The organism is Methylobacterium sp. (assembly GCF_028290105.1).
GTDB lineage: Bacteria > Pseudomonadota > Alphaproteobacteria > Rhizobiales > Beijerinckiaceae > Methylobacterium.
The window spans coordinates 49,024-72,913 of the sequence record NZ_JAQGKL010000098.1; the positions used below are offsets into that span (position 1 = coordinate 49,024).

Below are 23,890 nucleotides of genomic sequence, written 5' to 3' on the forward strand. Positions count from 1 at the left end.
CTACCCTCTTCAAGGTTAGCAGGCCATGTCGATTGAGCACTTTTCGCCCTGCAGTGTCATCAATCTGTTACCTCGATCGATCGCTTCAGTCGGACATGGTCTTGAACTCGGTTCGGTCGAAGCGCGCAGTGCTAACCCTCCGGACCGTTGTTAACCATTTGGCAAGAACCGTTAACAACTTCCTTCCGCAATTCATCGAAGGCGCGTAGTTTTGAGCTCGCCGGCAAGCCCCCGATCGCCGGTGATCTCAGCAGGGCCTTTCCATGCAATCCGGGCGATACTGGCTGCCTCGTCCTGCAGTCGTGATGATGTCTGTGCTCCTGTCCGTGGCGGGCTCCACCGCCGCGACGGCCCACGTGAAATGGTTCTGCGCCTACGATCTCGTCGGCTCGCCGCGCGGCCTCGGCGAGGTCCTCTGCTCGGATCTCGAGAAGCTGATCGGCCTCTCTCTGCTGGCCCTCATGGTGGGTGGCCTGCTCGAGGGAACGGTGCTGGGGGCAGCGCTGACCCGATCCCTCGACCGGACCACCGCCTGGGCGCGCGACAACACCGAATTGCTGTTTCGCGCGGTCTGCGGCGCCTTCTTCGTCTCGCTCTGGACCCTGGGCGGCATCATCCTGACGCCTGAGTTGAAGACCGCCAACGCGGCGATCTCCTGGTTCCAGCTCGCCATCGCGGCGGGGTTCCTGTGGCGCCGGACGATGCCGCTCTCGGCGCTCGGCATCGTGGTGCTGTTCGCCACCGCCGTGCGCGAATACGGCGCCTTCCATCTCGCCGATTATCCGGTCTTCCTCGGCGTCGCGGCCTATTTCGCCCTGACCGGCCTCGGGCGGTCTCTGCCCGGCGGGATCCGGCCCCTCGACGTGGTGCGGTACACGGCCGCCATCACCCTGATGTGGGCGTCGGTCGAGAAGTGGGCCTACCCGCAATGGTCCTTCCCGCTGTTCGTCGAACATCCGGCGATGACCCTCGGCTTCTCGGGCGAGTACTTCATGAAGGCGGCCGGCGCGGTGGAATTCGCCCTCGCCTTCGCCCTGGTCTGTACGCCGCTGGTTCGCCGGATCGCCGCGATCCTGCTTGCCGCCACCTTCGTCTCGGCGATCTTCGAGTTCGGCAAGGTCGACGCCATCGGGCATGCGCCGATCATCGTGGCCATGGTGGCCATCGCCGCCGACAACGCCACGGCGCCCTACCGCCTGCGCAACCTGGCGCTGACGCCGGTGGGCTACGGAGCCGCGCTCGCCGCCTTCATCGGATTGTATTACGGCGCCCATGCCATGCTTCAGGGAACGAGCATGCTCTGAGACACGGCACCAAGACGGGCTGCGCGCCAACGCGAAACAGGCTCCCCCATATCGGGCGGAGCCTGTTTCGCGTGTGCCCGACTCAGCGTCCCTCGACGCGGACGGTGAGCTTCATCTTGGGGTGGATGCCGCACAGGACCGCGAAGGTCCCGCCCACCGTGAAGGTCACCTGGGCCCGGCTCCCCGGTTTCAGGTCTCCGGAATCGAAGGTGAAGTCGGGGGAATCGATGTAGGCGTGGTGCAGGAGGTCGCCGTCGTCGTTGACGATCTCGACGCTGGCCCCGCGCTGCAGGATCACGGCGTTCGGCTGGAACGCGCGCCCCTTCTGGGAAACGTGAAGTGTCGGCGGACCGATGGCCGCCAGTGCCAGACCGCCCGTCGCCGCACCCAGTGCACCGAAGGCCAGGCAGACACAGGTGAGGCGCCGCATGCGTTGTCCATCCGTGGAGCATGTTGAGGAGTACGATCCGCCGGTGTCGATCACGACATCCGGCGTCGGGTCGGGTGCGGAAACGCCGACCGCTCTGGTGTCTCATCTCCGCGTGAAACATCGGTTAAGGCCGAAAATGCAATCGTTGCGTTTCAAGACCGCCTTAACGTCTGTCCGTCATGCTCAACCCATCGTTGGACGGGACGGCTTTGATGACATCTCCCGAAGCACCGATGGCGACCTGCGCCCGGCCTCGCCGGCGCTGGGTCGACACCGTCGGTGCGATGCTCGGCACGATCCGCGGACGGATCGTGATCGCGTTCCTCGTGATGAGCGCGATCACGGGGGCGCTCGGCCTGTCGGCGGCCTCCAGCATCCGCCGGGCGGATGAACTCGTCAGCCAGACCTTCGACCGCTCGTTGATGTCGATCAACTATGCCCGTGCGGCCGCCACCGACTTTGCCGGAATGCGGGCGGTCGAGGCGCGGCGCTGGCTGATCACCGATCCGGCGACACGGACGGTCCTCGACGAGCGCCTCCTCAGCCTGCAGCGCCTGCTCGCGGAAGACCTCGAGATCGCCGTCGAGCGCGCCCAATCCGACCGGGCCACCGAGGCCGCGCGGGTCGCCGAGCAGGCGGTCGCCGCCTGGGCGGCGGCGCGCGCCAAGCTCTCGGACCAGGGCCAGGGCGAGGCGGCCTACGCGGAGCTCGACCGCCATGCCGCCGTCGCCGAGGAGAACTTCGACCTCTTCATCAACTACACCGCCGGCGACGGCTTCATCTATCGCCAGCAGGCGCGGGCCATCGTCGCCCGCGAGACGCGGCTCAACCTGTTCGGGACGCTCTTTGCCGTCCTCCTCTCCGGTACGGTGGCGTTCTGCCTCGCGCGCCGCATCATGGGCCCGCTCACCGACGCCTCGCGGGCGGCCTCGCGCATCGCGGCGGGCGACCTCAGCGGGACGATGCCGGCGGGGGGCGCCGACGAGGTCGGCACGCTGCTGGCCGCCATGGGCGTCATGCGGGACAATATCCGGCACGCGATGGAGCGGGAGGTCGCGCAGCGGATCTCGGCGGAGGATCAACTGGCCGACGCCCTGGAGACCTCCCGCGAGGGCATCGTCGTGGTCGACGAGGCCGGGCGGGTCACCCTGACCAACAGCCAGGCGGACGACTACCTGGGCTTTGCCGCCGGCCGCCTGCCGGCGGGCAGCGCCATCGCGGGCCTGGCGCGGAACGCCGCGGGCTCGGGCTGCCTCGCCCGGGCACTCCTCGACGCCACCGAGGAGCGCAGCGAACTGCGCCTCGACGATGGTCGCTGGCTGCGGATCAGCCGGAACGCCACGCGGAGCGGCGGCTTCATCGCGGTCTGCAGCGACATCACCCTGATCAAGCAGCAGGAAGCCATCCTGCAATCGACCAACCTGCGCCTCGATACGGCCCTCGACAACATGTCCCAGGGGCTGTGCCTGTTCGATGCCGGCGGCCGTCTCACCGTGGTCAACCGCCGCTACTGCGAGATCTTCGGCCTGTCGCCGGACCGGCTCCCCCTCGGCCTGCCGTATCGGGAGGTCGCGGCGCTGAGTGCCGCCGGCCGCGCGGATCGGCGGTCCGATCCCGACGCCTTCGCCCTGGCGCTGGCGGAGACCGCCGCCGGCCGGCCGTCGAACGCGGATTTCCTGCATCTCGCCGACGGCCGCGTCGTCGAGGTTTCCCACAAGGCGGTGCGCGGGGGCGGCCTGGTCGCGACCTTCGAGGACGTGACGGAGCGCCGGGAGGCGGATGCCCGCATCGCCTTCATGGCCCGCCACGACGTCCTCACCGGATTGCCCAACCGGGCGATGTTCGGCGAGCGCATCGAGGAGGCGGTCGCGCATCTCGGGCGCGGCAGCCCGTTCGCGGTCCTGTGCCTCGACCTCGACCGCTTCAAGGAAGTCAACGACACCCTCGGCCACCCGGTGGGCGACGCGCTCCTGCGCGCGGTGGCCGACCGGCTGCGGGCTTGCGTGCGCGAGGTCGACACGATCGCGCGTCTCGGCGGCGACGAATTCGCGATCATCATCTCGGAAGCCGAGCAGCCTCAGGATGCCGCCGTGCTGGCGCGCCGGATCATCGAGGTCGTCAGCGCGCCTTATGACCTCGACGGCAACCGCGCCAGCGTCGGGGTGAGCATCGGCATCTGCTTTGCGCCCGGCGACGGCACCACCTGCGACAAGCTCCTCAAGAACGCCGATGTCGCGCTCTACCGCGCCAAGGCGGACGGGCGCGGCACCTGGCGCTTCTTCGAGGCGGCGATGGATGTCAGCCTCCAGGCCCGCCGTGCCCTCGAACTCGACCTGCGCGAGGCGCTGGTGCGCGAGGAGTTCGAGCTCCACTACCAGCCCATCTACGATTTCCGCGCGCGGTGCATCGGCGGGTTCGAGGCACTGGTGCGCTGGCGCCATCCGGTCCGCGGGCTCGTGCCGCCCGGCGAGTTCATCTCCGTCGCCGAGGAGATCGGCCTGATCGTGCCGCTCGGCGCCTGGTGCCTCACCACCGCCTGCACGGAGGCCATGCGCTGGCCCGACGGCATCAAGGTGGCGGTGAACGTCTCGGCGGTGCAGTTCCGCGACGAGGTCATCGTCGAGGCGGTGCGCGAGGCGCTGACCCGTAGCCGCCTGCCGCCCGGCCGCCTCGAACTGGAAATCACCGAATCGGTGCTCCTCAAGGACAATCTGACGACGCTCGCGACCCTGCACGCCCTGCGCCGCCTCGGGGTGCGCATCGCCATGGACGATTTCGGCACGGGCTACTCGTCCCTGAGCTACCTGCGCAGCTTCCCCTTCGACAAGATCAAGATCGACCAGTCCTTCGTGCGCGACATCACCAGCAAGACCGATTCCGGGCTGATCGTGCGCGCCGTCATCGGCCTCGGGCTCAGCCTGGGCATGCGCACCACCGGCGAGGGGATCGAGACCGAGGCCCAGTTCGACCGCCTGCGCAGCGAGGGCTGCGACGAGGGCCAGGGCTATTACTTCGCCAAGCCCGCCCCGGCCCGCGAGGTCCCGACGATGATCGAGCGCTGGTCCCGTGAGGCGAAAGGCGCCCTCCGCGAGGCCGGTGGAACGCCCCGCGAGGCCAAAGGAACGCCCCGCGCCGTAGCCTGACATCGTCGGCGGCGCGGAGCAGCCCCGCGCCGGTTGTCTCTCAACGTGGGCGTTCCCGCCGGACCAACGTCCAAGTCAGAATGCGTTACCCGCCTGCGTTCAGCCGACGACCTTGAGGTCGTTGACGTTCACGTCGCCGTTCTGGCTCGAGAAGCTCGGCGCCCGGCCATTGGATTGCGAGACGCCGCTGATCTGGTGATCGCCGCTGTCGTAGGTGGTGAGCTTGCCGTCGGTCTCGACCAGCAACCGGTGCTTGTCGGGGAAGAACGCGTAGCGCATGTCGTTCTGGCCGCCGCTGGTGGAAGGCTGGCCGAGCTCCTGGGGCCACCACGGCTCCGAGCCTTTCATCGGCTCCATCGGCTTCATGGGTTCCATCGGCTTCATCGGTGCCATGGGCTTCATGGGTTCCATCGCGCTCGGGCTCCTGTTCGCGGCGTCTGAAGCCACGGCTACGCCCGAGACGCGCCAAGGTTGCCTGGCGGATGCGCGAACGTGGATTGCACGCGTTGCGTGCCGGCGCGCTTTTGCTCCGACGCGCCGCCTGCCGGACCTTGACCGGCGCGGAACCTCGACTGGCGCCGAACCTTGACTGGCATTGAATTCGGCAGGCGCCGGAGGCATATCGCGCTCCAGACGAACCCCTTTTCGACATTAGGAGGCGATCCCTTGAGCGACACCGTGGAGCGGCACGAGTTTGGTGCCGAGGTCGGGCGTCTGTTGGATCTCGTGGTCCACGCGCTCTATTCCGACCGTGAGATCTTCCTGCGCGAGCTGGTGGCCAATGCCGCCGACGCCATGGACCGGCGCCGCTTCGAGGCGCTGACCGATCAGGCCTCCGCGCTGCCTGCCGACGCCCGCGTCCGCATTGAGCCGGACAAGGCGGCCCGAACCCTGACCCTCTCGGATGCCGGCATCGGCATGACCAAGGCCGAGCTGGCCCAGAACCTCGGCACCATCGCGCGCTCGGGCACCCGCGCCTTCAGCCAGAGCCTCGGCGATGCCAAGCCGGAGGACAAGCCGAGCCTGATCGGCCAGTTCGGCGTCGGCTTCTATTCGGCCTTCATGGTCGCGGACCGGGTCACCGTCACCTCGCGCCGGGCCGGCGCGGAGGAGGCCTGGACCTGGGCCTCCGAGGGCCAGGGCAGCTACACCCTGGAGCCCGCCATCCGGGCGGAGCCCGGCACCGACATCGTCCTGCATCTCAAGGAGGATGCCGACGAGTACCTGGAAAGCTACCGGCTCGACCACGTGGTGCGCAAATGGGCCGACCACATCACGGTGCCGATCGCCATCGTGGGTGAGGAGGGCAAGGAGGAGACGGCCAACCAGGGAACGGCCCTGTGGCGCAAGTCGAAATCCGAGGTCACCCCGGAGCAGTACACCGCGTTCTACCGTCATGTCGGCATGAATTTCGACGAGCCCTGGGCCACCCTGCACTGGCGCGCGGAAGGGGCGCTGGAATTCTCGGCCCTCCTGTTCGTGCCCGGCATGAAGCCGTTCCAGGCGGTGGAGGGCGAGCGCGCCAGCAAGGTACGCCTGCATGTCCGCCGCATGTTCATCACCGACGAGGCGGAGCTGCTTCCCTCCTGGCTGCGCTTCGTCCAGGGCGTGGTCGACACCGAGGACCTGCCCCTCAACGTCTCGCGCGAGATGCTGCAGGCGACTCCGGTGCTCACCAAGATCCGCCGCGCGGTCACCGGCCGGGTGCTGGGCGAGCTGACCAGCCGGGCCAAGGATGCCGAGGGCTACCGGCCGTTCTGGGAGAATTTCGGCCCCGTCCTCAAGGAAGGCATCTACGAGGACCATGAGCGCCGGTCCGAGATCGCTCCGCTGCTGCGCTTTCACTCCTCGGCCGTCGAGGGCTGGACCTCGCTGCCCGATTACGTGTCCCGGATGAAGGATGGCCAGGAGGCGATCTACTACCTCGTGGCCGATGACGCCGACGCCCTGAAGCGCTCGCCCCAGCTCGAAGGCTTCCGGGCCCGTGGCATCGAGGTGCTCCTGCTCTCGGACCACGTCGATGCCTTCTGGCCCGAGGCGCTGGCCCGGTTCGAGGACAAGCCCCTGCGCTCGGTCACGCAAGGCTCGGTCGACCTCTCGAAGTTCGCCGGCGAGACGCCCGAGGGCGAGGAGGCGCCGGCCTCCGTCGAGGCCCTCGTCGCCGCCCTCAAGACGGCCCTCGGTGCCGACGTCTCGGACGTGCGCGCCACCGATCGCCTGGTGGAGAGCGCCGTGGTGCTCTCGGCCTCGGGCCATGGGCCTGACCTGCAGATGCAGCGCCTGCTGCGCCGGGCCGGACGCGGCGGGGGCGGCATGCCGGTGCTGGAGATCAATCCGCGCCACCCGCTGATCCGGTCCCTCGGCGACAAGGTCGCGAGCGAGAGCGACATCACCGAGGCCGCGGGCACGCTGCTGGATCTCGCCCGGGTGCAGGATGGCGACACGCCGCGCGATCCGGTCGCCTTCGCGCAGAAGGTGGCTGCCGCCCTGGCTGCCGCCTGATCCTAGGATTTCGATAGAATATCTCCGGCGAAGACACGCTTTGCCGGAGATATTCTGCCGGTTCCACCCAGCAAAAAGCGGAACGTGTGGCAACGTCCCGGGTTGGGCTCCAGAACAACAATTCCTGGAGGAAACATGACCATCCGAAATCTCGCCGTCGCCACCGCCGCTCTGATGCTGACCGCCACCACGGCATTCGCCGCGCCCTGCGCGACCGGTACGACCAGCACCATGAAGGATAAGTCCGCCGCGATGGACAAGTCGTCGAACGTCGATGGCGGCACGAACACGAAGGTTACGCCCGTCGCCAAGACCGAGTCGCCCGGCACCGTCGGCGCGATGAACAACGTCGGCGCGAATACTCAGCCTGGGCAAGGTGAGAAGAAGCCCGCCGAGGGACAGGTCGTGAAGGGTGACAGCGCCGACAATTGCTGATCGCAACGGCACCGTACGCAATGCGGTCCGGATCGGCGATCCGGCCTGGACCTGATTGAACTGGACACGCCCCGCGCGCCTCGACGGCACGCGGGGTATCATCGTTTGGGGAGCGCGTGCGGGCGCCAGCGCGGCCAATTGGACACGGACAGGGGCGGATGCGGGCGCTAGAAGCCCCGCCGATGGAACTCCGCCCCTATCAGCGCGCCAGCCTCGATGCCCTCGCCGCCGCCTGGGCGCGGGGGCAGGATGCCGGTCTCATCGTCCTGCCCACCGGGGCCGGCAAGTCCCTGGTGATCGCGGCCCTGGTGCGGGAAACCCTCGCGGCGAACCCGGGCCACCGGATCGTGGTGGTCACCCACACCCGCGAGCTGATCGCCCAGAACCATCGCGAACTCCTCTCGCTCTGGCCCGAGGCGCCGGCCGGGATCTACTCCGCCGGGCTCGGCCGGCGGGACGGCGGCGCGCAGGTGCTGTTCTGTGGCATCCAGTCGATCTGGAATCGGACATTGGCGCTCGACCCGTTCGACGTCGTCGTGGTCGACGAGGCGCATCTGATCCCGCGGGACGCCGAGACCCGCTACGGCCGCTTCCTCGCCGCCCTGAAGGTCGCCCGGCCGGCCTTACGCGTCGTCGGCCTCACCGCGACGCCCTATCGCCTCGACAGCGGTCGTCTCGACGAGGGCGCCGGCCGGCTTTTCGATGGGATCGTCTACGAGGCCAATGTCGGCGACCTGATCCACCAGGGCTACCTCGCGCCGCTGATTTCCAAGGCCACCACCACGACCCTCGACGTCGCCCACGTGCCCAGGCGCGGCGGCGACTACATCCCGAGCGCCCTCGAAGCCGCCGTCAACCAGGACTGGATCACCCGCGCGGCCGTGGAGGAGATGGTGGGCTACGGGACCGGGCGGCGGGCCTGGCTCGCCTTCTGCGCCGGGGTCGCCCACGCGCAGGCCGTGTGCGACGCGATCCGGGTCGAGGGCTATTCCTGCGAAACGATCTCGGGCGAGACCCCGAAGCGGGCGCGCGACCGCATCGTCCGGGCGTTCCGGGCGGGCGAGGTGCGCTGCCTGACCTCCGTCGGCGTGCTGGCCACCGGGTTCAACGTGCCGGAGGTCGACCTCGTCGCCCTGCTGCGGCCGACCCAGAGCACCGGGCTCTACGTCCAGCAGGTCGGACGGGCCCTGCGCCGCGCGTCCGGCAAGCGCGACGCGCTGATCCTCGACTATGCGGGCCTCGTCCGGATGCACGGGCCCGTCGATATCGTCACCAGCCACAGCGCCGCCGCGATCCGGGGACGCGAAAGCGAGGTGCGGGCCAAGCCCTGTCCGGGCTGCGGCGCCCTCATCGCCCTCAACGCCAGCACCTGCGAGGCCTGCTGGGTCGAGCCGGACACCGAGACCGGACCGAGCCACGAAGCGTCGGCCGACGACGCACACCCCATCCTGTCGGGCATGGCTCCGACTTGGCAGGACGTCGTGACCTGGCAGGACGTCGTAACTTGGCAGGACGTCGTGGACTGGAGTTTCCGGCCGCGCGGGCGTCCGGGACTGACGGACGAACTGGAGGTCGTGTTCCATCTCGGCGACAGCCGCAACCACCGGATCGTCGTCGGCCTCGAACAGGCGGGCTACCCCCGCGAGAAGGCCGTGCAGTGGTGGCGCCAGCTCGGTGGCGGGCGCGATGTCCCGATGACGGTCGCCGAGGCGATGGACCAGCAGCACGCGCTCACCTGCCCCCAGGCGATCCAGGTTCGTGCCAGCGGACGGCTGACCGAGGCCGTCAGCTACCGCTTCGCCGACGGCCGTACCTTCTCCGACACACGCCGCGTCGCCTGATCGCCACGGGCACCCTGTCACGACCGGGCCGGCACGGGCTTGCGCCGGACGAAGGGCGCTGCTAGCGGCATCATCGGATGCCGGTTTAGCTCAGCTGGTAGAGCAACCGCCTTGTAAGCGGTAGGTCGCGAGTTCAAGTCCCGCAACCGGCACCACATGCTCTCCCTTCGAAAGGGTGGAGATCACGGATCTCTCGCACCGGTTTGAGTGGGCTTCCGAGGGCCGTATCGGCTTCGGCGGCTGCGTCCGCAGCAGCGCCGAGTGCTTCGCGACGGAGGGCTGCGCCGCTGTGGCGAATGCCACCGCGATGGCGGCTCGGTTCGTCGAGATGGTCCTTCATCCCCTCAAGATGCACGCCCTCTCCGGTGCGGATCTCGCCGGGTTGCGCGATCTGGCCCCCCCGCGATGTGTCCGAGGTCGCCGAGATCTTGCTGAGGCGGAGACCCGGTCCCTCATGCTCGCCTCCGAAACCCGCTGCTTCCTGAGGACGCTAGGCCGGAACAACACCGAGGACTGGTTCGACAAACACCGGGATGGCGAGGCTGCGCAGAAGTTCGCTATTTTGCTGTTGTAGAACGGCGTAGGGCCCGTCCTCGGCGGCAGCACAAGAGGCGAGTGAGACAGCTGTCGCTTCCGGTTCGGTCAAGGGCCGGCCATTTCAGGGGAGATGGCAGCCGAGGATGAGGCGCGTGCCGATGCCGGGCTCGGACTGGATCGTAAACCTGTCCATCAGGCACTTAACCCCCACGATGCCGAGGCGACCGACGCGCGTGCTCGCGATTTCTTCGTTGAGGATTTGCGGCGAGGATGGGATCCCGGATCCCGTATCGCTGACCTCGACGACGAGGAATTGCTCCTGAAGAGATTCAACTGAGAACGCGACTTTGCCGCCGCTGGCGCACATATGGCGTTCCGCGCGATCTCGGAGACGACGGTTACGTTGCGGGTCTGGTCGAGCACCGAGGAGCCGAGGCTTCCGGCGATGCGGCGGCAGAGCTGCCGGACGAAGCCGATGTCGGCCTCAGTGCTTATCGGCGTCGTGATGAGATGCCAAAGCATCGATTTCATCCCAAGCCCTGGCCCCGCCTGACAGTGAATAGGTCGGCGCACGAGCTGATCCTGCGCCGGAACCTGCGAGGTTCCGGCCTGCAAGGCGGATGGTTGTCCAGGCACGGTAGGCCACGCGAGCGGAGACCGGCCCAAGCGGCGTCAACGTCGTGCGAACAGGGCGTCGTTCCGATCCCGCCAGGCTTCGTCGGAGAGCCACTTGTAATCCTGATCCGGCATGAGGGGGATGCTCCGGACTTCTGAAACAGGAAGAGGAAGAAAGAAGCTATCCCGTTCCTGCGACACCTTGAGGGAACGGATCGGCACGACGATGCTGTCCTTGCCAGGCGTAAAGAATCCGCCCGATGCCACGACGGCATAGTCCCGCCGGTCCTTGGTTCCGAAAATGACGTTCCTGACCTCACCGACGATCTTGTCGTCGGCGCTGCGAACTTCCGCACCGACGATCTGGTCCGACCGCAATCCGAGCGGGAGGTCCTCGACGCTCACGAGCGGCTTGGCGTTCTTTTCATCGCGTCGGCCCTCCGTCGCTCCACGCCGGACCTTCGGATCCCGCGCCGCCATCTGTTCCTCCGCTGCATCCTCGTCGTTGTCGCCCAGGCCGGTCATGGCGGGTCCTGCGATCAGTTCGCGAATGTTGGCCATGAGGCGCTCGCAGTCCGCGTGGCGTCCATAGGACCACAGGGTGAAGGCCGCATCTCGAAGGCTGCGGAGATCCTTCACGGTCTGGCGATTGGCGGGGCCGCGAAGGTCGGGCTTTTGCAGGATGGCCTCTTCGAGCTTGGCATCCGCGATCTGGCACTCGGCGTGGGCGGAGCCGCCTCCGATCGTGCAGAGAAGGGCAGCGGCGAGGACGAATCGAAGTGGGGTCATCGAGAGACTTTCTTGGAGATGGCCGGCGTCGACACGCATGCGGCGGGGGAATGAGAATTCCCTTCGAAGCGGGCAGGTCATCGGCGTCGTGGGATGTCTTCGTTACCGGCCGATCCGGACCGACCTGAGGGATCTCGACCTATTGGGTCGCGAACCGAAACGTGTTCCGCCCGTCGGCCTTGGCGCGATAGAGCGAGAGGTCCGCCGCCTTGTAGAGGGCATCGGGGTCGGTGCCGTCCTGGGGGGCAAGGGCGATGCCGATGCTCACGCCCACGCTGACGGTCTCTCCGTCGATGTGGATGGGCGGCCGCATCGCATCGATGAGGCGCTCGGCGAGCGCGCGACCGCTGTCGGGTTGTCCCGAGCCGGTCTCGATGACGACGAACTCGTCGCCGCCCATGCGGGCCACGGTATCCTCGGTGCGGACCACGGCCTTGATCCGGGCCGCCACGGCCTGCAGCAACGCGTCCCCGGCGGGGTGTCCCAGGGTGTCGTTCACGGCCTTGAACCGGTCCAGGTCGAGGCAGAGCAGCGCGAACGGTGTGCCGTAGCGCTTCGTCAGCGCGATTTCCTGGAGGAAGCGTTCCCGGAAGAGGGTGCGGTTGGGCAGGTCGGTCAGGGGATCGTGCCGCGCAAGGTGCTCGATGCGCCGCTCGGCTTCCTTGCGTTCGGTGATGTCACGCACCGAGGCCACATAGCCGTCCGCCTGCCCGCCCTTGGCATCGTGGGTGAGGCTGAAGGTGGCCTCGACCCAGACCCAGGAGCCGTCCTTGCGCCTGTAACGCTGGCGGCTCACCGCCTGGCGGACCCGGCCGTCCCGCAGGTCGCCCAGCACTCGCCCGTATGCCGCCACGTCGTCGGGATGCACGAAGTCGAGTGGACGCGTGCCCACCAACTCGTCGGGAGCGTAGCCGAGAAGGGGGCTGGAGGCCGGCGAGACGTACCGGCGGGTGGTGTCGATGGCGGACCACACGATCATGTCGGTGGTGTTCTCGGCGAGCAGCCGGAACTTCGCTTCGCTCTGCCGGAGTTGGCCTTCGGTCCTGTGAAGGCGCAGCTGGGAGACCACGATCTCGGCGAGGTCGGCAAGTCGCCTGCGCTGCTTCTCCGGGAACCGCCGTGGCACGGTATCGATGACGCAGAGCGTACCAACGCGGATGCCGGGTTCAAGGACCAGGGGTGCACCCGCATAGAAGCGGATGTGCGGTGCGCCCGTAACCAGCGGGTTCTGCGCGAAGCGCTCGTCATGTGTCGCATCCTCGACCACGAGCACGGCATCCGACAGGATCGCGTAGGTACAGAAGGCGACCTCGCGCGAGGTGCGATCAACGCTCAGGCCGCATTTGGCCTTGAACCACTGGTGGTCTTCTTCGACCATCGAAACCAGGGCGATGGGCAACCCGAACATCGCGCAAGCGGTCTGACAGACCGCATCGAAGTGGGACTGGGTCGCGGTTCCGATAATGTCCAGATCGCGCAACACGCCGAGGCGCTCGGCCTCGTTGGCGGGCAAGGGATACATGTGACGTTCCGACCCGATACTAACATAGGTTGTCAGGGCTTATTAGCCTGCTATAGTTCCTAATACAGTAAGCGGCGGATCGTTAACAAAATTACACTGCAATGTCTCAGCTAAATTTTTGGGATTTTTCTTGACAGCTTCCGCGGGAGGGGCGACAGGAGGCGCCGGCCGAAAGCCCCGCGGCCCCGAAGAAGATGCCGCAATACCGGTCACGGAAACACGCTTTCCACTGATGGGATCGAGTATAACCATGGATACGTGCCCCTCTTTCGGCTTGCACGCATCTTTGGTACGGCTAAGTTTAAATAGCGAGATATGGTTTTCGTTCCAAGATTTCTCGAATATACGATCGTAACATATGTTAGTGTGCATCGCGTCGTAAAGGCGCTTTGGCTGCTTGTTCGAAGCTTGGTAAAAACGAAACGGCTCGGGCCTTATCCCTCAGTACTAACAAATGCTGTCGCCTGCGAGCTCGGCCTTGGGCAAATACGCTGTCGACAGAGCTCCAACAATCTCGATTCACGCACCAGGACGAGATTCGCGGAACCAATCAATACCGGGACTCGTAGCTCGAAGGGATCTCTGAGGTCGGTAACGCCATGGCGGCAGACCCGGAAGACTTGCATCCGAAAGACCTGCATCTGGAAGACTCGGCTTGGCCCGATGGCACGGTTTCGTACGAGCGGGCCACAACTCACGCCTGACAGCAACGATCCCTTGAGGCCATGGACGCCTGCCTCGTCGAGAAAGCCCGTGATGCCCCGCTACTTCTTCGACGCCTACACCGACAACGACCTGCAGAAAGACGACACGGGCACTGAGTTCGACAGCCTGGAAAACGTACGTGAGGCCGCCCAGCAACATCTCCATGCCATCGGTCTCCATGAGATCCCGATGGATCTCGACCGACGCACGCTCGCGGTGCCGGTCACGGACCGGGACGGTCGCGCCGTCTACTCCGCAACCCTGAGCTACGCGGGACGATGGCTCACGCGATAGCCCCCTCCGGATCGCCCTTGGCCTTCAACACCACTTCCGCGCGAGATGCGTCATGGCACGGTATTTCTTCGACAGACATGACGATCGCGTCGAAATCGACGAGGAGGGGGTGGAGTGCGAACGCTTGGCCTCCGTTCGCAGCCACGTTCAACGCACCCTGTCCGAGATCTCGTCGAGGCGCGTCCTCCAGAACCAGTCGTCCCCTATCAGCATCGTCGTCCGGGATGCGTCAGCTGATGGCGCTCTCACCGCAACGCTGGTCATCTTCATCGACGATGCAGACCCGGACGACGGAGACCCGCTGGAAGCGTGCAATGCCAACCGCCTGTTTCCGGCCACGGTCCAATCCACACCCCGGTTCGGCCTGAGCCGGTGTCCGGCAACGCCGCCGCGGGAAGAGCCGGCGTGACGGACCTGAATGCGTCCAACCCGTCCCAGTTCGACCGCGAGGATGTGCTCGAAGGCGAGATCGCGCGTCTGAGGCGAGCCCTGGACGAGGCCGTGCGACGCGCCGCCGATGACGGGGAGCCTGCCAGGATCACGTACGAGCGGCACTTGGCGGAGGGCCAGGCCGCCCTGGCCCTTGAACGGGCCCGAGCCGAACGAGCCGAGCATGACCTCGCAAACTTGACGGCCCGCTTCAACGACCTCGCGGCGAGCGAGGCCCGCTACCGTCTCGCCGTCGAAAGCGCGAAGGACTACGCGATCTTCACCATCGACTTGGCAGGTCGCATCACGGGCTGGAACTCGGGGGCGGAGAACCTGCTCGGCTGGCGCGACGAGGAGATCGTCGGGCAACTGGCAAACGTCGTCTTCACGCCCGACGACAACACGCGGGCCATCGCCGAGAAGGAGATGCGCCTCGCGGTGTCGGAAGGACGCGCCGACGACAACCGCTGGCACCTGCGCAAGGATGGGGTGCGCTTCTGGGCCAACGGCCTGATGATGCCCATGCGCGACGACGAGGGCGGGCTCATCGGCTTCCTGAAGATCCTGCGGGATCGCACCGACGCCCACCTCGCCAGGGAGCATCAGCAGCTTCTCATCAACGAGCTCAATCACCGCGTGAAGAACACGCTGACCACCGTGCAGGCCTTCACGACGCAGTCGCTGCGCTCCGCGACCTGCCTGCAGGAGGCCCGCGAGACCATCACCGCGCGCCTGATCGCGCTTTCCAAGGCGCACGACGTCCTGACGGCCGAGAACTGGGAAGGCGCCGACCTCGCCCGCATCGTGGCCGATGCCTTGCGCCTGCACCATGCCGACGGACGACGCTGTTCGTGGGAGGGTGATGGGGTCCGGGTGGCGCCCCGGACCGCGCTCGCCCTCTCGATGATGCTGCATGAACTCGCGACCAACGCGACCAAGTACGGGGCCCTCTCGAACGACGTTGGGTCGATTGTCGTGACCTGGGCGGCGGTCGATGCCGATGACCTGCCTTCGGCGGACTGTCAGCGCCTGCGGATGCGTTGGCAGGAACGGGACGGCCCGCCCGTGTCGCCCCCCAGTCGAAGCGGCTTCGGCAGCCGCATGATCGAGCGTGGCCTCGCCAATGAGCTCGGCGGCGACGTGCGTATCCTCTACGAGCCCGCCGGTGTCGTCTGCACCCTGGACATCCCGCTCGAACCCGCCTGAGCCGTCCTGGTTCACCACTCAGCACTTCGATCAGACCCGAATAGGCATCGAACATGACGGCTCCCGAACCCGGCAAGGCCTCGCAGGCGCGCATCTCCTCAGGCATCGCAGGGCTCGACGAGATCCTGGGCGGCGGCCTCGACGCCAACCGCGTCTACCTCGTCGAGGGCCAGCCCGGCAGCGGCAAGACCACCCTGGCGCTGCAGTTCCTCCTCGAAGGCGCGCGTCTGGGCGAGCGAACCCTGCACATCTGCCTCTCGGAAAGCGGCCCGGAGCTGCAGCTGATCGCCGAGCGCCATGGCTGGTCGCTCGACGGGATCGAGCTCTTCGACCTGTCCTCCTCCGAGGCCAGCCTCGACCCCGACGAGGAACTCACCGTGTTCCAGTCCTCGGCGGTGGAACTCGGCGAGACCACCACGGGGATCATCGAACAGATCAAGGCCCTGAAGCCGACGCGCGTCGTGTTCGACAGCCTGTCCGAGATGCGCATCTTCGCGCAGAGTCCCTTACGCTATCGGCGCCAGATCATGGCCCTCAAGCACTTCTTCTCCGCCCAGAAATGCACGGTGCTGCTCCTCGACGACCTGTCCTCGCAGGGCGGGGACGTTCCCCTCCACAGCCTGGCGCACGGCGTCATCCTGCTGGAGCAGAACCCGGTCGACTTCGGTGCGGAACGCCGCCGCCTGCGCGTGATCAAGATGCGCGGCATCCAGTTCAAGGGCGGCTACCACGACTTCACCATCCGCCGGGGCGGCTTGGAGATCTATCCCCGCCTCGTCGCGGCCGAGCACCATAAGCGCTTCCTCGGCGAGTTCACGCAGAGCGGGAACGGCGAGTTGGACGCCCTTCTCGGCGGGGGGCTGGAACGCGGCACGAACGCGTTGTTCATCGGGCCCGCCGGCGTCGGCAAGTCGACGCTGTCGCTGACCTTCGCCGTGGCGGCGGCCCGTCGCGGGGACCACGCCGTCATCTTCGCCTTCGACGAGGGACGCGGCACCATCGACGCCCGCGCCAGGGCCATCGGCCTGGATATCGAGCCGCTGCTCAAGGCCGGCACCCTGCGCATCGAGCAGATCGACCCGGCCGAGATGGCCCCCGGTGAGTTCACCCACCTCGTCCGGCTGGGTGTCGAGCGCGACAAGGCGCGCATCGTCATCATCGACAGCCTGAACGGCTACCTCAACGCCATGCCGGACGAGCGTTTCCTCATCCTGCAGATGCACGAGTTGCTGAGCTACCTCAGCCAGATGGGCGTCGTCGCGATCCTGCTCCTGGCCCAGCACGGCCTGGTCGGGCCGATGGAGACGCCCGTCGACATCAGCTACCTCAGCGACGCGGTCCTGATGCTCCGCTACTTCGAGGCCGAGGGCCGGGTCCGACGGGCCCTGTCCGTGTTGAAGAAACGAAGCGGCGCCCACGAGGACACGATCCGCGAGTACCGGTTGACCTCGGAGGGCATCAAGCTCGGTCCGCCCATGACCGAGTTCCGCGGCATCTTCACGGGATCGCCGACCTACACGGGGACCCAACAGCCCCTGATGTCGAAGTCGGACCATGAACAGGGCTGACAAGGCGGAGGAGAGCGTCCTTGTCCTGACGCCGACCGGCCGCGACGCGTCCGCCACCGTCGAGGTGCTTCGTCGGGCCGGCCACGAGGCGTCGGCCTGCGCAGACGTGGGCGCTCTCGTCGCGTCGCTTGCAAACGGCGTCGGGATCGTCCTCGTCGCCGAGGAAGGCCTGCTCGGGCATGACCTCGACCCGCTGGCGGCGTGGGTGGGCGAGCAGCCGCCCTGGTCCGACCTGCCCTTCCTGATGCTGACGAGCGACCGCGAGGCTCCCGCCATCCGCAAGCGGCGCGAGCGCATGATCGCGCGCTTGCAGAACGTCGTCCTGATCGAGCGTCCGGTGCAGCCCCTGACCCTGTTGAGCGCCGTGGGCTCGGCCCTTCGCGCACGCCGGAGGCAGTACCAGGTCAGGAGCCACCTGCTCGAACGGCAGCGGGCGGAGGACGACCTGGAACGGCGCGTGGCGGAGCGAACGGCCGAGTTGCTGGTCTCCGAGGACAGCTTGCGCCAATCCCAGAAGATGGAGGCCGTCGGCCAGTTGACCGGGGGGATCGCGCACGACTTCAACAACCTTCTCGCCGGTATCTCGGGCAGCCTGGAACTGTTGCAGACCCGGATGGCCCAGGGTCGCCTGAAGGACCTCGACCGCTACATCAGCACCGCCGAGGGCTGTTCCAAGCGCGCCGCCGCCCTCACGCACCGCCTTCTCGCCTTTTCACGCCGTCAGACCCTCGACCCCAAGCCCATGAACGTGAACGGCCTCGTCGCCGGCATGGAGGAGCTGATCCGGCGGACGGTGGGCCCTTCGATCGCCGTCGAGGTCGTCGGAGCCGTGGGATTGTGGACGGTCCTGATCGACCCGCACCAGCTGGAGAACGCCCTTCTCAACCTGACCATCAACGCCCGCGACGCGATGCCAGCGGGAGGGCGCATCACCATCGAGACGGCCAACAAGTGGCTGGACGAACGCATCGCCCGCGAGCGTGACATGCCTGCCGGGCAGTACATCGCCCTCAGCGTCACCGATACCGGCACCGGCATGCCGACCGAAATCATCGCGCGCGCCTTCGACCCGTTCTTCACGACGAAGCCGGTCGGCGAGGGCACCGGGCTCGGGCTGTCGATGATCTACGGCTTCGTACGGCAATCCGGGGGCCAGGTCCGGATCTACTCGGAGCTCGGCCTGGGGACGACCCTGTGCCTGTACCTGCCCCGTCACTATGGCGATGCGGATCAGGCCGATGCCGTCGGGGAGTTGAGAGAGGCCCCCCGGGCGGAGGAAGGCCAGACGGTTCTCATCGTCGACGACGAAGCGAGCATCCGCATGCTGGTCACGGAGGTGCTGGAGGACCTCGGCTACATCGCCATCGAGGCGGCGGACGGATCGGCGGCGCTGAAGGTCCTGCAGTCGGACGTGCGCCTCGACCTCCTCGTCACCGACGTGGGACTGCCTGGCGGCCTGAACGGCCGTCAGGTGGCGGATGCGGGGCGTGCGGCACGACCGGACCTCAAGGTCCTGTTTATCACGGGCTACGCCGAGAATGCGGTGCTGGGCAACGGCCACCTCGACCCCGGCATGCATGTCCTCACGAAGCCGTTCGTTCTCGACACGCTCGTCGGCCGCATCAAGGACCTCATCCTGGACCGGTGACGCCCTCCAGAGACGCCTGCGCAGGCGACCTGGCCGGCTCGAATTCCGGCAGACGCCGCTCGATTTCCGCGACGAGGCAGGACGCGATGCAGCGCAGATCGCGATCCTCGGCGAGATCGTCCACGAGACCGAGCTGCTGGATGCGGAGCGTCCGAAGCCGAGACGCGACATCCCGGCCATGTTCCGCGCACGCGTCGATGACACCCTGGACACAGGCACGCACGATCGATCCGTCAGCCATTGCTTTACCGATGAGAGACGAGCGCGCGCCATTCGCCTGGGTCGCGTGCGAGCGAGGCGCGTCGCACGAGCGATCGATCAGGCGGCGCCGGGTTTTGCCTGAAGGATCTTGATCCGTCGGTCGCGGTCATCCTTCGAGAGGACATCGGCGAATGGCACGGTCAGCAGGAGCTGTCCGAACGCGTCGGAGATCTCGAAGGAACAGGCGAACCAGTCGGGAACGCTGGACAGGCGTGGTCCGGCCATCATCTCGCGCGCTTCCTCGAGGGCGTAGGCATGAACGGCGGACAGATCCGGAAAGTCCTTTCCCTCCGGATCGACCGCCAATCCATCGTAACCGTGCGCGCATCTGACATTGAAAAAATAAATTGGCACGCCAAGATGCCTTTGTGGATCTCTAGCAGGCAATAGACATAGATACTGTGATGAGAAATTCCCATGCCAGAAGCATGAGATAGCGTTTCCGTCCGAAATTGCACAGTTAGTATGATGCGCTAACACATGGTAACGCTGCGTATTATCATTCTAATGGCGACATCAATGATATCGTCATTTGAAATAAATCAGACCGATCCATTCCTGCATCATGAACGTTAGCCGGATAGATCGCGCATCAATCCTCGTTTGGTGACCATGAACACCACGCAGCCCCGATCGCCCGCTCTCGGGTCCTATCGTGACCGACCGAGGGCGGGAGGTGCCACGCCTCCCTGCGAATGCCCTCGAAGGCGTCGAGCTTCCTGCCGACATCGTCCACGTCGACGAGGCTGTCGGTGCGGACTTGGAAAAAGGTGGGCGGATCGGGTATCTTGCCGGAATCGGGTACGCTCGTCTTGCGAGGCACCCACGGTCACCGGGAGAGGCAGCGGACTGTCCGCTTGATCCGCGTGCCGGGATGCGTGGCCGCGGTCTTGTCTGCGCCGGATTTTGTACCGCCGAACGCGCCGCGCCTATGGCGTCCGCTGCCGGGACAGATGCCGACGATCGAGCCAGGGTACGGCCCGGTTCAAAAGCGGTTGTCCGATCGCGTTTCAGGTCAGGACGAGGCGTCGACCCGATCCACGGTCAGTGCGACCGTCACCGTCAGCACGCGCTTCCTGTTCTCGTCCTGAACCTCGACCGTGACGTCGCGGGTGTCGCCTCGCGGCAGGCGCTCCCGCCCGATGGAAACGACGGCCTGGATCGCCTCCTGCTCCGCCTTGTCGAGATCGGGGAAATCGATTCCTTCCTCGTCTTGTACGAAGGTAGAGCCCTCGCGGACGTCGAAGTAAAACAAGGGCATCGTCGCTCTCCGAATGGATGTCTCTGAAGACGGGTGGAGGTCCTTGGCGTGCTGAGTACGGCCCAGGCCCATAGTCCGCCGAAGCCCTTCTGAGCCCTGTCGCCAAGCCTGGACGGACGATGGCGTATATGAAGGGGCGGCCTCATGCGACGGCACGCTTGCGTTGGTGGAGGTAGGCGCCGTCGAACTCGGCCACCCGGACCAGTTCGTCCCAATCCTCGATGACCAGGACGCCACCGCGCAGGGTGATCAGGCCCTTGGCCCGCATCTCCTGCAGGACGCGGTTGACGTGCACGTACGAAAGACCCGTGGCGTCGGCGAGATCGACCTGCGTGATGGGCATGGAGCAACGGTTGTCGGCGGCGAGCCCGACCGCCTCCTGTCTGAGGTACAATTCGCAGAAGAGGTGGGCCATCTGGTCGTAGGCCGAGCGCCGGCCCATGCAGATCAGCCACTGGCGAAAGATGCCCGCATCCACGAGCATGTCATGCCAGAGCTTCGCCGCGACGCCGGAAAAGCGCGCCGTGAGATCACGCATGGCCTCGTGCGGGATGAAGGCAACGGTCGCGGTCGTCATCGTGGCGAAGCCGTGGTCCATCAACGGGATGTGGAGGCCCTGCAGGTCCGGGATGTCACCCGCGATGTGGAACGAGAAGATCTGGCGCTTGCCTTCTCGGATGATCTTGTAGCGGCAGGCCCAGCCTTCGAGGACGAGGCAGCACTGCGAGGCCGTGTCGCCGTCGCGCACGACGTCCTGGCGCGCGTTGAGGGCACGCCGCTTGAACGGCAATCCCTGGATCGCCTCGCGCTCCTCATCCGAGAGGATGGTGAGGCTTTCCAGCTTGCGGACCAGGGGCTGCAGGGGGTGATCGAACTCTGTGGCCATATCGGCTTTGCCTTGTGATGGCTTTGCCATGCGTTGCAGGCGGAAGCGCAGTCCTCACAGGCAAGACGGGACCTGTTTCGGCGCGGCTGACGATGGCAGCCTCATGAAGCCCATCTGAACCTTGCGCATTCAACCATGTTTGGGTTTCGCGCTAACATGGACGCTGGGCCCGACAACGGTTGGATCCGTCGCGTTGACCGAAGCCGAGATGGACGGTCGCCGCTTCCGGGTGTGATCCAGAGTGCGCTTTAGGCTTCGGTCAAGGTATCAAGCGCCTGATCCAAAAGGGAGCAGGTGGGTCCCTTTTGGATGCTGATCACAGCCTGACTGTGGACCGGAGCGCATCCTGCGATGGAAGACCGTTTTGAAATCGCCGTCGTCGGCCTTGGCGCCATGGGCAGCGCGGCGCTCTATCAACTGGGGTTGCGGGGCGCGACGGTCGTCGGCCTCGATCGCTTCGCTCCGCCGCATACCCTTGGGTCGAGCCACGGTGAGAGCCGCATTACCCGGCAGGCCGTCGGCGAGGGTCGCGACTACGTTCCTTTCGTCCTGGCCTCGCACCGGATCTGGCGAACCCTGGAGGCGGAGACCGGGGAGACACTGCTGACCGCCTGCGGCGCCCTGGTGATGGGGCCGGGCAGCGGCATCTCCTCCCACCACGGCAAGCCGGATTTCGTCGGGCGTTCGATCGACGCCGCGCGGGCTTTCGCGATCCCGCATGAAATCCTCGACGGGCACGAGGTCGCGCGCCGCTTCCCGCAATTCCAGAACCTCAGCGGCGATGAAAAGGCCTATTACGAGCCGGGTGGCGGCTACGTGCGCCCCGAGCGCTGCATCGCCGCGCAGCTGCACCGGGCCGGCGAACTCGGCGTCACGATTCGCACCGGAACGACGGTGCTGTCGATCCTCCAGGAGCCGAACGGCGTCCGCATCGAGACCGATCGCGGCGTCGTCCTGGCCGACCAGGTGGTGGTCTCGGCCGGGGCCTGGACCGCGCCCCTTCTCGGCGCGCCCTTCACGGACCTGCTCACGGTCAACCGGCAGCTCCTGCACTGGTACGCCCTCGACGACGCCTCGGCCTACGGCCCCGACGCGCCGGTCTTCATCTGGATGCACGGTTCCGGTGACACGGACTACCTTTACGGCTTCCCGCCCCAGCCGGGCGAGCCCCAGGTCAAGGTCGCCACCGAGCAGTACGCGACCACCACGCGGGCCGAGGCCCTCGACCGCGCCGTAAGCCCAGAGGAATCCGCCGCGATGTACCGGCACCACGTAGCGGGCCGGCTCGCCGGCGCGACGGCGCGGGTGACACGGTCCGCCGCCTGCCTCTACACCGTAACCCCTGACCGGGGCTTCATCATCGACAGGCACCCGCGGATGGACCGGGTTCTCGTCGTCTCGGCCTGCTCCGGGCACGGCTTCAAGCACTCGGCCGGGATCGGTGAGGCCGTGGCAGACGAAATGGTGCAGGCCGGTGGGCGCATCGATCTCGCACCGTATTCGATCGCACGATTTGGCTGATCCCCACAGCGATGGCCTACCGATTGCTTGACCTGGCTGGATCGGACAAGGCAGTCTCTCCGAAGAGCGTTCGTCGGCCCTCCGTCTCGTGTCCGGTCGACCCGGATTTGCCAAGCAAAGGTGTCGTTTTATGCGTAAGCCGACTGTGGCGTTCCTCGGCTCCTGCCTACTCGCGGCGACCGCATTACTCTCATCCTCCTTGGCCATCGCTGCGGATGGGATCGAAGCGATCAAGCAACGCGGAACGCTCGTCGTCGGCGTGAAGGCAGATTACCGTCCCTTCGGCTTCCGCGATCCGAGCGGAGCGATCATCGGGCTGGAGCCGGATCTCGCCGCCGACGTCGCCAAGCGCCTCGGCGTGAAGCTCGAACTCGTGCCGGTGGTCTCCTCCAACCGGATTGAGTTCCTGCAGCAGGGCAAGGTCGACCTCCTCATCGCCACGCTCTCGGACAAGCCGGAGCGCCGCCGCGTGGTGCAGGCGATCGACCCGCAATATTATTCCGACTTCGTCAACGTGATGCTTCCCAAAAAGGCCGGCATCACAGACTGGGCGCAGCTGAAGGGCAAGCCCCTCTGCGCGACCTCCGGTGCTTGGTACAACAAGGACGTGGCCCGCACCTACGGTGCCGAGATCGTCGCCTTCGACGGCTCCGAGAAGCCGCTCTTTGCTCTTAAGCAGGGCAACTGCCTCGGCTACGTCTACGACCAGAGCATGCTGCAGGGTAAGCTCCTCGACGCCGACTGGAAGGCGGACTACGCCCTGCCGCTGAAGGGCATCCTCGATGCGCCCTGGATGATGGCGGTCGCGCTCGGCAACAGCTCGTTGCAGACCATGCTGGAGGGCACGACCAAGGACTGGATGAAGTCCGGCTTCATCGTCGAGGGGGAGAGGAAGTGGGGCATCGAGCCGACGGAATACTCGAAGGCGATGCACGAAAAGTACAAGAACGCGACCAATTGAGCCGCGCCGGGCCGATCGACCGGTCGTCTTGA

General features: G+C 66.6%; 21 protein-coding genes and 1 tRNA gene. 14 read left to right on the top strand and 8 right to left on the bottom strand.

The genetic code is table 11. The features are described from left to right. Positions 1–305: 305 nt before the first annotated feature. A complete protein-coding gene (locus JWQ05_RS07700) occupies positions 306–1,304 on the top strand; it encodes a hypothetical protein (RefSeq protein WP_299657043.1) in 999 nt (332 codons plus the stop codon). Between the two features lie 82 nt (positions 1,305–1,386). Here JWQ05_RS07700 and JWQ05_RS07705 read toward each other — a convergent pair whose 3' ends face one another. Continuing rightward, positions 1,387–1,734 carry a hypothetical protein gene (locus JWQ05_RS07705; protein WP_299657046.1) on the bottom strand — a complete coding sequence of 116 codons (348 nt, stop codon included), beginning with the start codon at positions 1,732–1,734 and terminating at the stop codon, positions 1,387–1,389. Positions 1,735–1,946: 212 nt separating this feature from the next. On the opposite strand from JWQ05_RS07705, the gene JWQ05_RS07710 reads away from it, so the two are divergent. Continuing rightward, positions 1,947–4,877, top strand: coding sequence for an EAL domain-containing protein (locus JWQ05_RS07710; RefSeq protein WP_299657049.1), 2,931 nt, complete (start codon positions 1,947–1,949; stop codon positions 4,875–4,877). A 99-nt stretch (positions 4,878–4,976) separates the two neighbouring features. Here the strand turns inward: JWQ05_RS07710 and JWQ05_RS07715 are convergent, their stop codons facing one another. Then, positions 4,977–5,288, bottom strand: a complete 312-nt coding sequence (locus JWQ05_RS07715) for a hypothetical protein (protein ID WP_299657052.1) — start codon at positions 5,286–5,288, stop codon at positions 4,977–4,979. Between the two features lie 255 nt (positions 5,289–5,543). Between JWQ05_RS07715 and htpG the strand changes: the two genes are divergently transcribed. The 5 genes from htpG to JWQ05_RS07740 all read left to right on the top strand — a co-directional run bounded on the left by htpG (position 5,544) and on the right by JWQ05_RS07740 (position 10,229). Then, positions 5,544–7,379 carry a molecular chaperone HtpG gene (htpG, locus tag JWQ05_RS07720; protein WP_299657055.1) on the top strand — a complete coding sequence of 612 codons (1,836 nt, stop codon included), beginning with the start codon at positions 5,544–5,546 and terminating at the stop codon, positions 7,377–7,379. 135 nt (positions 7,380–7,514) lie between these two features. Further along, a complete protein-coding gene (locus JWQ05_RS07725; protein ID WP_299657058.1) occupies positions 7,515–7,814 on the top strand; it encodes a hypothetical protein in 300 nt (99 codons plus the stop codon). A gap of 182 nt (positions 7,815–7,996) precedes the next feature. Further along, complete coding sequence (locus JWQ05_RS07730; protein ID WP_299657061.1) at positions 7,997–9,655, top strand: DEAD/DEAH box helicase; 1,659 nt, start codon at positions 7,997–7,999, stop codon at positions 9,653–9,655. Positions 9,656–9,734: 79 nt separating this feature from the next. Next, a tRNA-Thr gene (locus JWQ05_RS07735) sits at positions 9,735–9,810 on the top strand. Between the two features lie 20 nt (positions 9,811–9,830). After that, positions 9,831–10,229, top strand: a complete 399-nt coding sequence (locus JWQ05_RS07740) for a hypothetical protein (protein WP_299657064.1) — start codon at positions 9,831–9,833, stop codon at positions 10,227–10,229. Positions 10,230–10,313: 84 nt separating this feature from the next. On the opposite strand, the gene JWQ05_RS07745 is transcribed toward JWQ05_RS07740, so the two are convergent. The 3 genes from JWQ05_RS07745 to JWQ05_RS07755 all read right to left on the bottom strand — a co-directional run bounded on the left by JWQ05_RS07745 (position 10,314) and on the right by JWQ05_RS07755 (position 13,118). Next, positions 10,314–10,559: a hypothetical protein gene (locus JWQ05_RS07745; RefSeq protein WP_299657067.1), complete on the bottom strand. Its 246-nt coding sequence runs from the start codon at positions 10,557–10,559 to the stop codon at positions 10,314–10,316. A 305-nt stretch (positions 10,560–10,864) separates the two neighbouring features. Beyond that, positions 10,865–11,596, bottom strand: a complete 732-nt coding sequence (locus tag JWQ05_RS07750; protein WP_299657070.1) for a PRC-barrel domain-containing protein — start codon at positions 11,594–11,596, stop codon at positions 10,865–10,867. A 139-nt stretch (positions 11,597–11,735) separates the two neighbouring features. Further along, entirely contained in the window at positions 11,736–13,118 is a 1,383-nt protein-coding gene (locus JWQ05_RS07755; RefSeq protein ID WP_299657073.1) for a sensor domain-containing diguanylate cyclase, read from the bottom strand. A gap of 756 nt (positions 13,119–13,874) precedes the next feature. Between JWQ05_RS07755 and JWQ05_RS07760 the strand changes: the two genes are divergently transcribed. The 5 genes from JWQ05_RS07760 to JWQ05_RS07780 are packed head-to-tail and all read left to right on the top strand — an operon-like array spanning position 13,875 to position 18,968. After that, entirely contained in the window at positions 13,875–14,117 is a 243-nt protein-coding gene (locus tag JWQ05_RS07760) for a hypothetical protein (RefSeq protein ID WP_299657076.1), read from the top strand. A 52-nt stretch (positions 14,118–14,169) separates the two neighbouring features. After that, positions 14,170–14,526 (top strand): hypothetical protein, encoded by a 357-nt coding sequence (locus tag JWQ05_RS07765; RefSeq protein WP_299657079.1) that lies wholly within the window; start codon positions 14,170–14,172, stop codon positions 14,524–14,526. Continuing rightward, positions 14,523–15,752: an HWE histidine kinase domain-containing protein gene (locus JWQ05_RS07770; protein WP_299657082.1), complete on the top strand. Its 1,230-nt coding sequence runs from the start codon at positions 14,523–14,525 to the stop codon at positions 15,750–15,752. Before JWQ05_RS07765 ends, JWQ05_RS07770 begins: the two co-directional genes overlap by 4 nt. A 53-nt stretch (positions 15,753–15,805) precedes the next feature. Then, entirely contained in the window at positions 15,806–17,320 is a 1,515-nt protein-coding gene (locus tag JWQ05_RS07775; RefSeq protein ID WP_299657085.1) for an ATPase domain-containing protein, read from the top strand. Continuing rightward, positions 17,307–18,968 (top strand): ATP-binding protein, encoded by a 1,662-nt coding sequence (locus tag JWQ05_RS07780; RefSeq protein WP_366944570.1) that lies wholly within the window; start codon positions 17,307–17,309, stop codon positions 18,966–18,968. Before JWQ05_RS07775 ends, JWQ05_RS07780 begins: the two co-directional genes overlap by 14 nt. Positions 18,969–19,286: 318 nt before the next feature. Here JWQ05_RS07780 and JWQ05_RS07785 read toward each other — a convergent pair whose 3' ends face one another. The 3 genes from JWQ05_RS07785 to JWQ05_RS07795 form a co-directional block, all read right to left on the bottom strand. Then, the gene (locus JWQ05_RS07785; protein ID WP_299657088.1) at positions 19,287–19,535 is read right to left on the bottom strand and encodes a hypothetical protein; all 249 of its coding nucleotides are present in this window, start codon (positions 19,533–19,535) and stop codon (positions 19,287–19,289) included. A 709-nt stretch (positions 19,536–20,244) separates the two neighbouring features. Next, on the bottom strand, positions 20,245–20,490 hold the full coding sequence (locus tag JWQ05_RS07790) for a hypothetical protein (RefSeq protein ID WP_299657091.1): 246 nt from the start codon (positions 20,488–20,490) through the stop codon (positions 20,245–20,247). A 142-nt stretch (positions 20,491–20,632) separates the two neighbouring features. Further along, a complete protein-coding gene (locus JWQ05_RS07795; RefSeq protein WP_299657094.1) occupies positions 20,633–21,376 on the bottom strand; it encodes a Crp/Fnr family transcriptional regulator in 744 nt (247 codons plus the stop codon). 351 nt (positions 21,377–21,727) lie between these two features. On the opposite strand from JWQ05_RS07795, the gene solA reads away from it, so the two are divergent. Together solA and JWQ05_RS07805 are read left to right on the top strand one after the other, a co-directional pair. Then, positions 21,728–22,897, top strand: coding sequence for an N-methyl-L-tryptophan oxidase (gene solA / locus JWQ05_RS07800; protein ID WP_299657097.1), 1,170 nt, complete (start codon positions 21,728–21,730; stop codon positions 22,895–22,897). Between the two features lie 130 nt (positions 22,898–23,027). Beyond that, positions 23,028–23,858 (top strand): transporter substrate-binding domain-containing protein, encoded by an 831-nt coding sequence (locus tag JWQ05_RS07805; RefSeq protein ID WP_299657100.1) that lies wholly within the window; start codon positions 23,028–23,030, stop codon positions 23,856–23,858. Positions 23,859–23,890 lie beyond the last annotated feature (32 nt).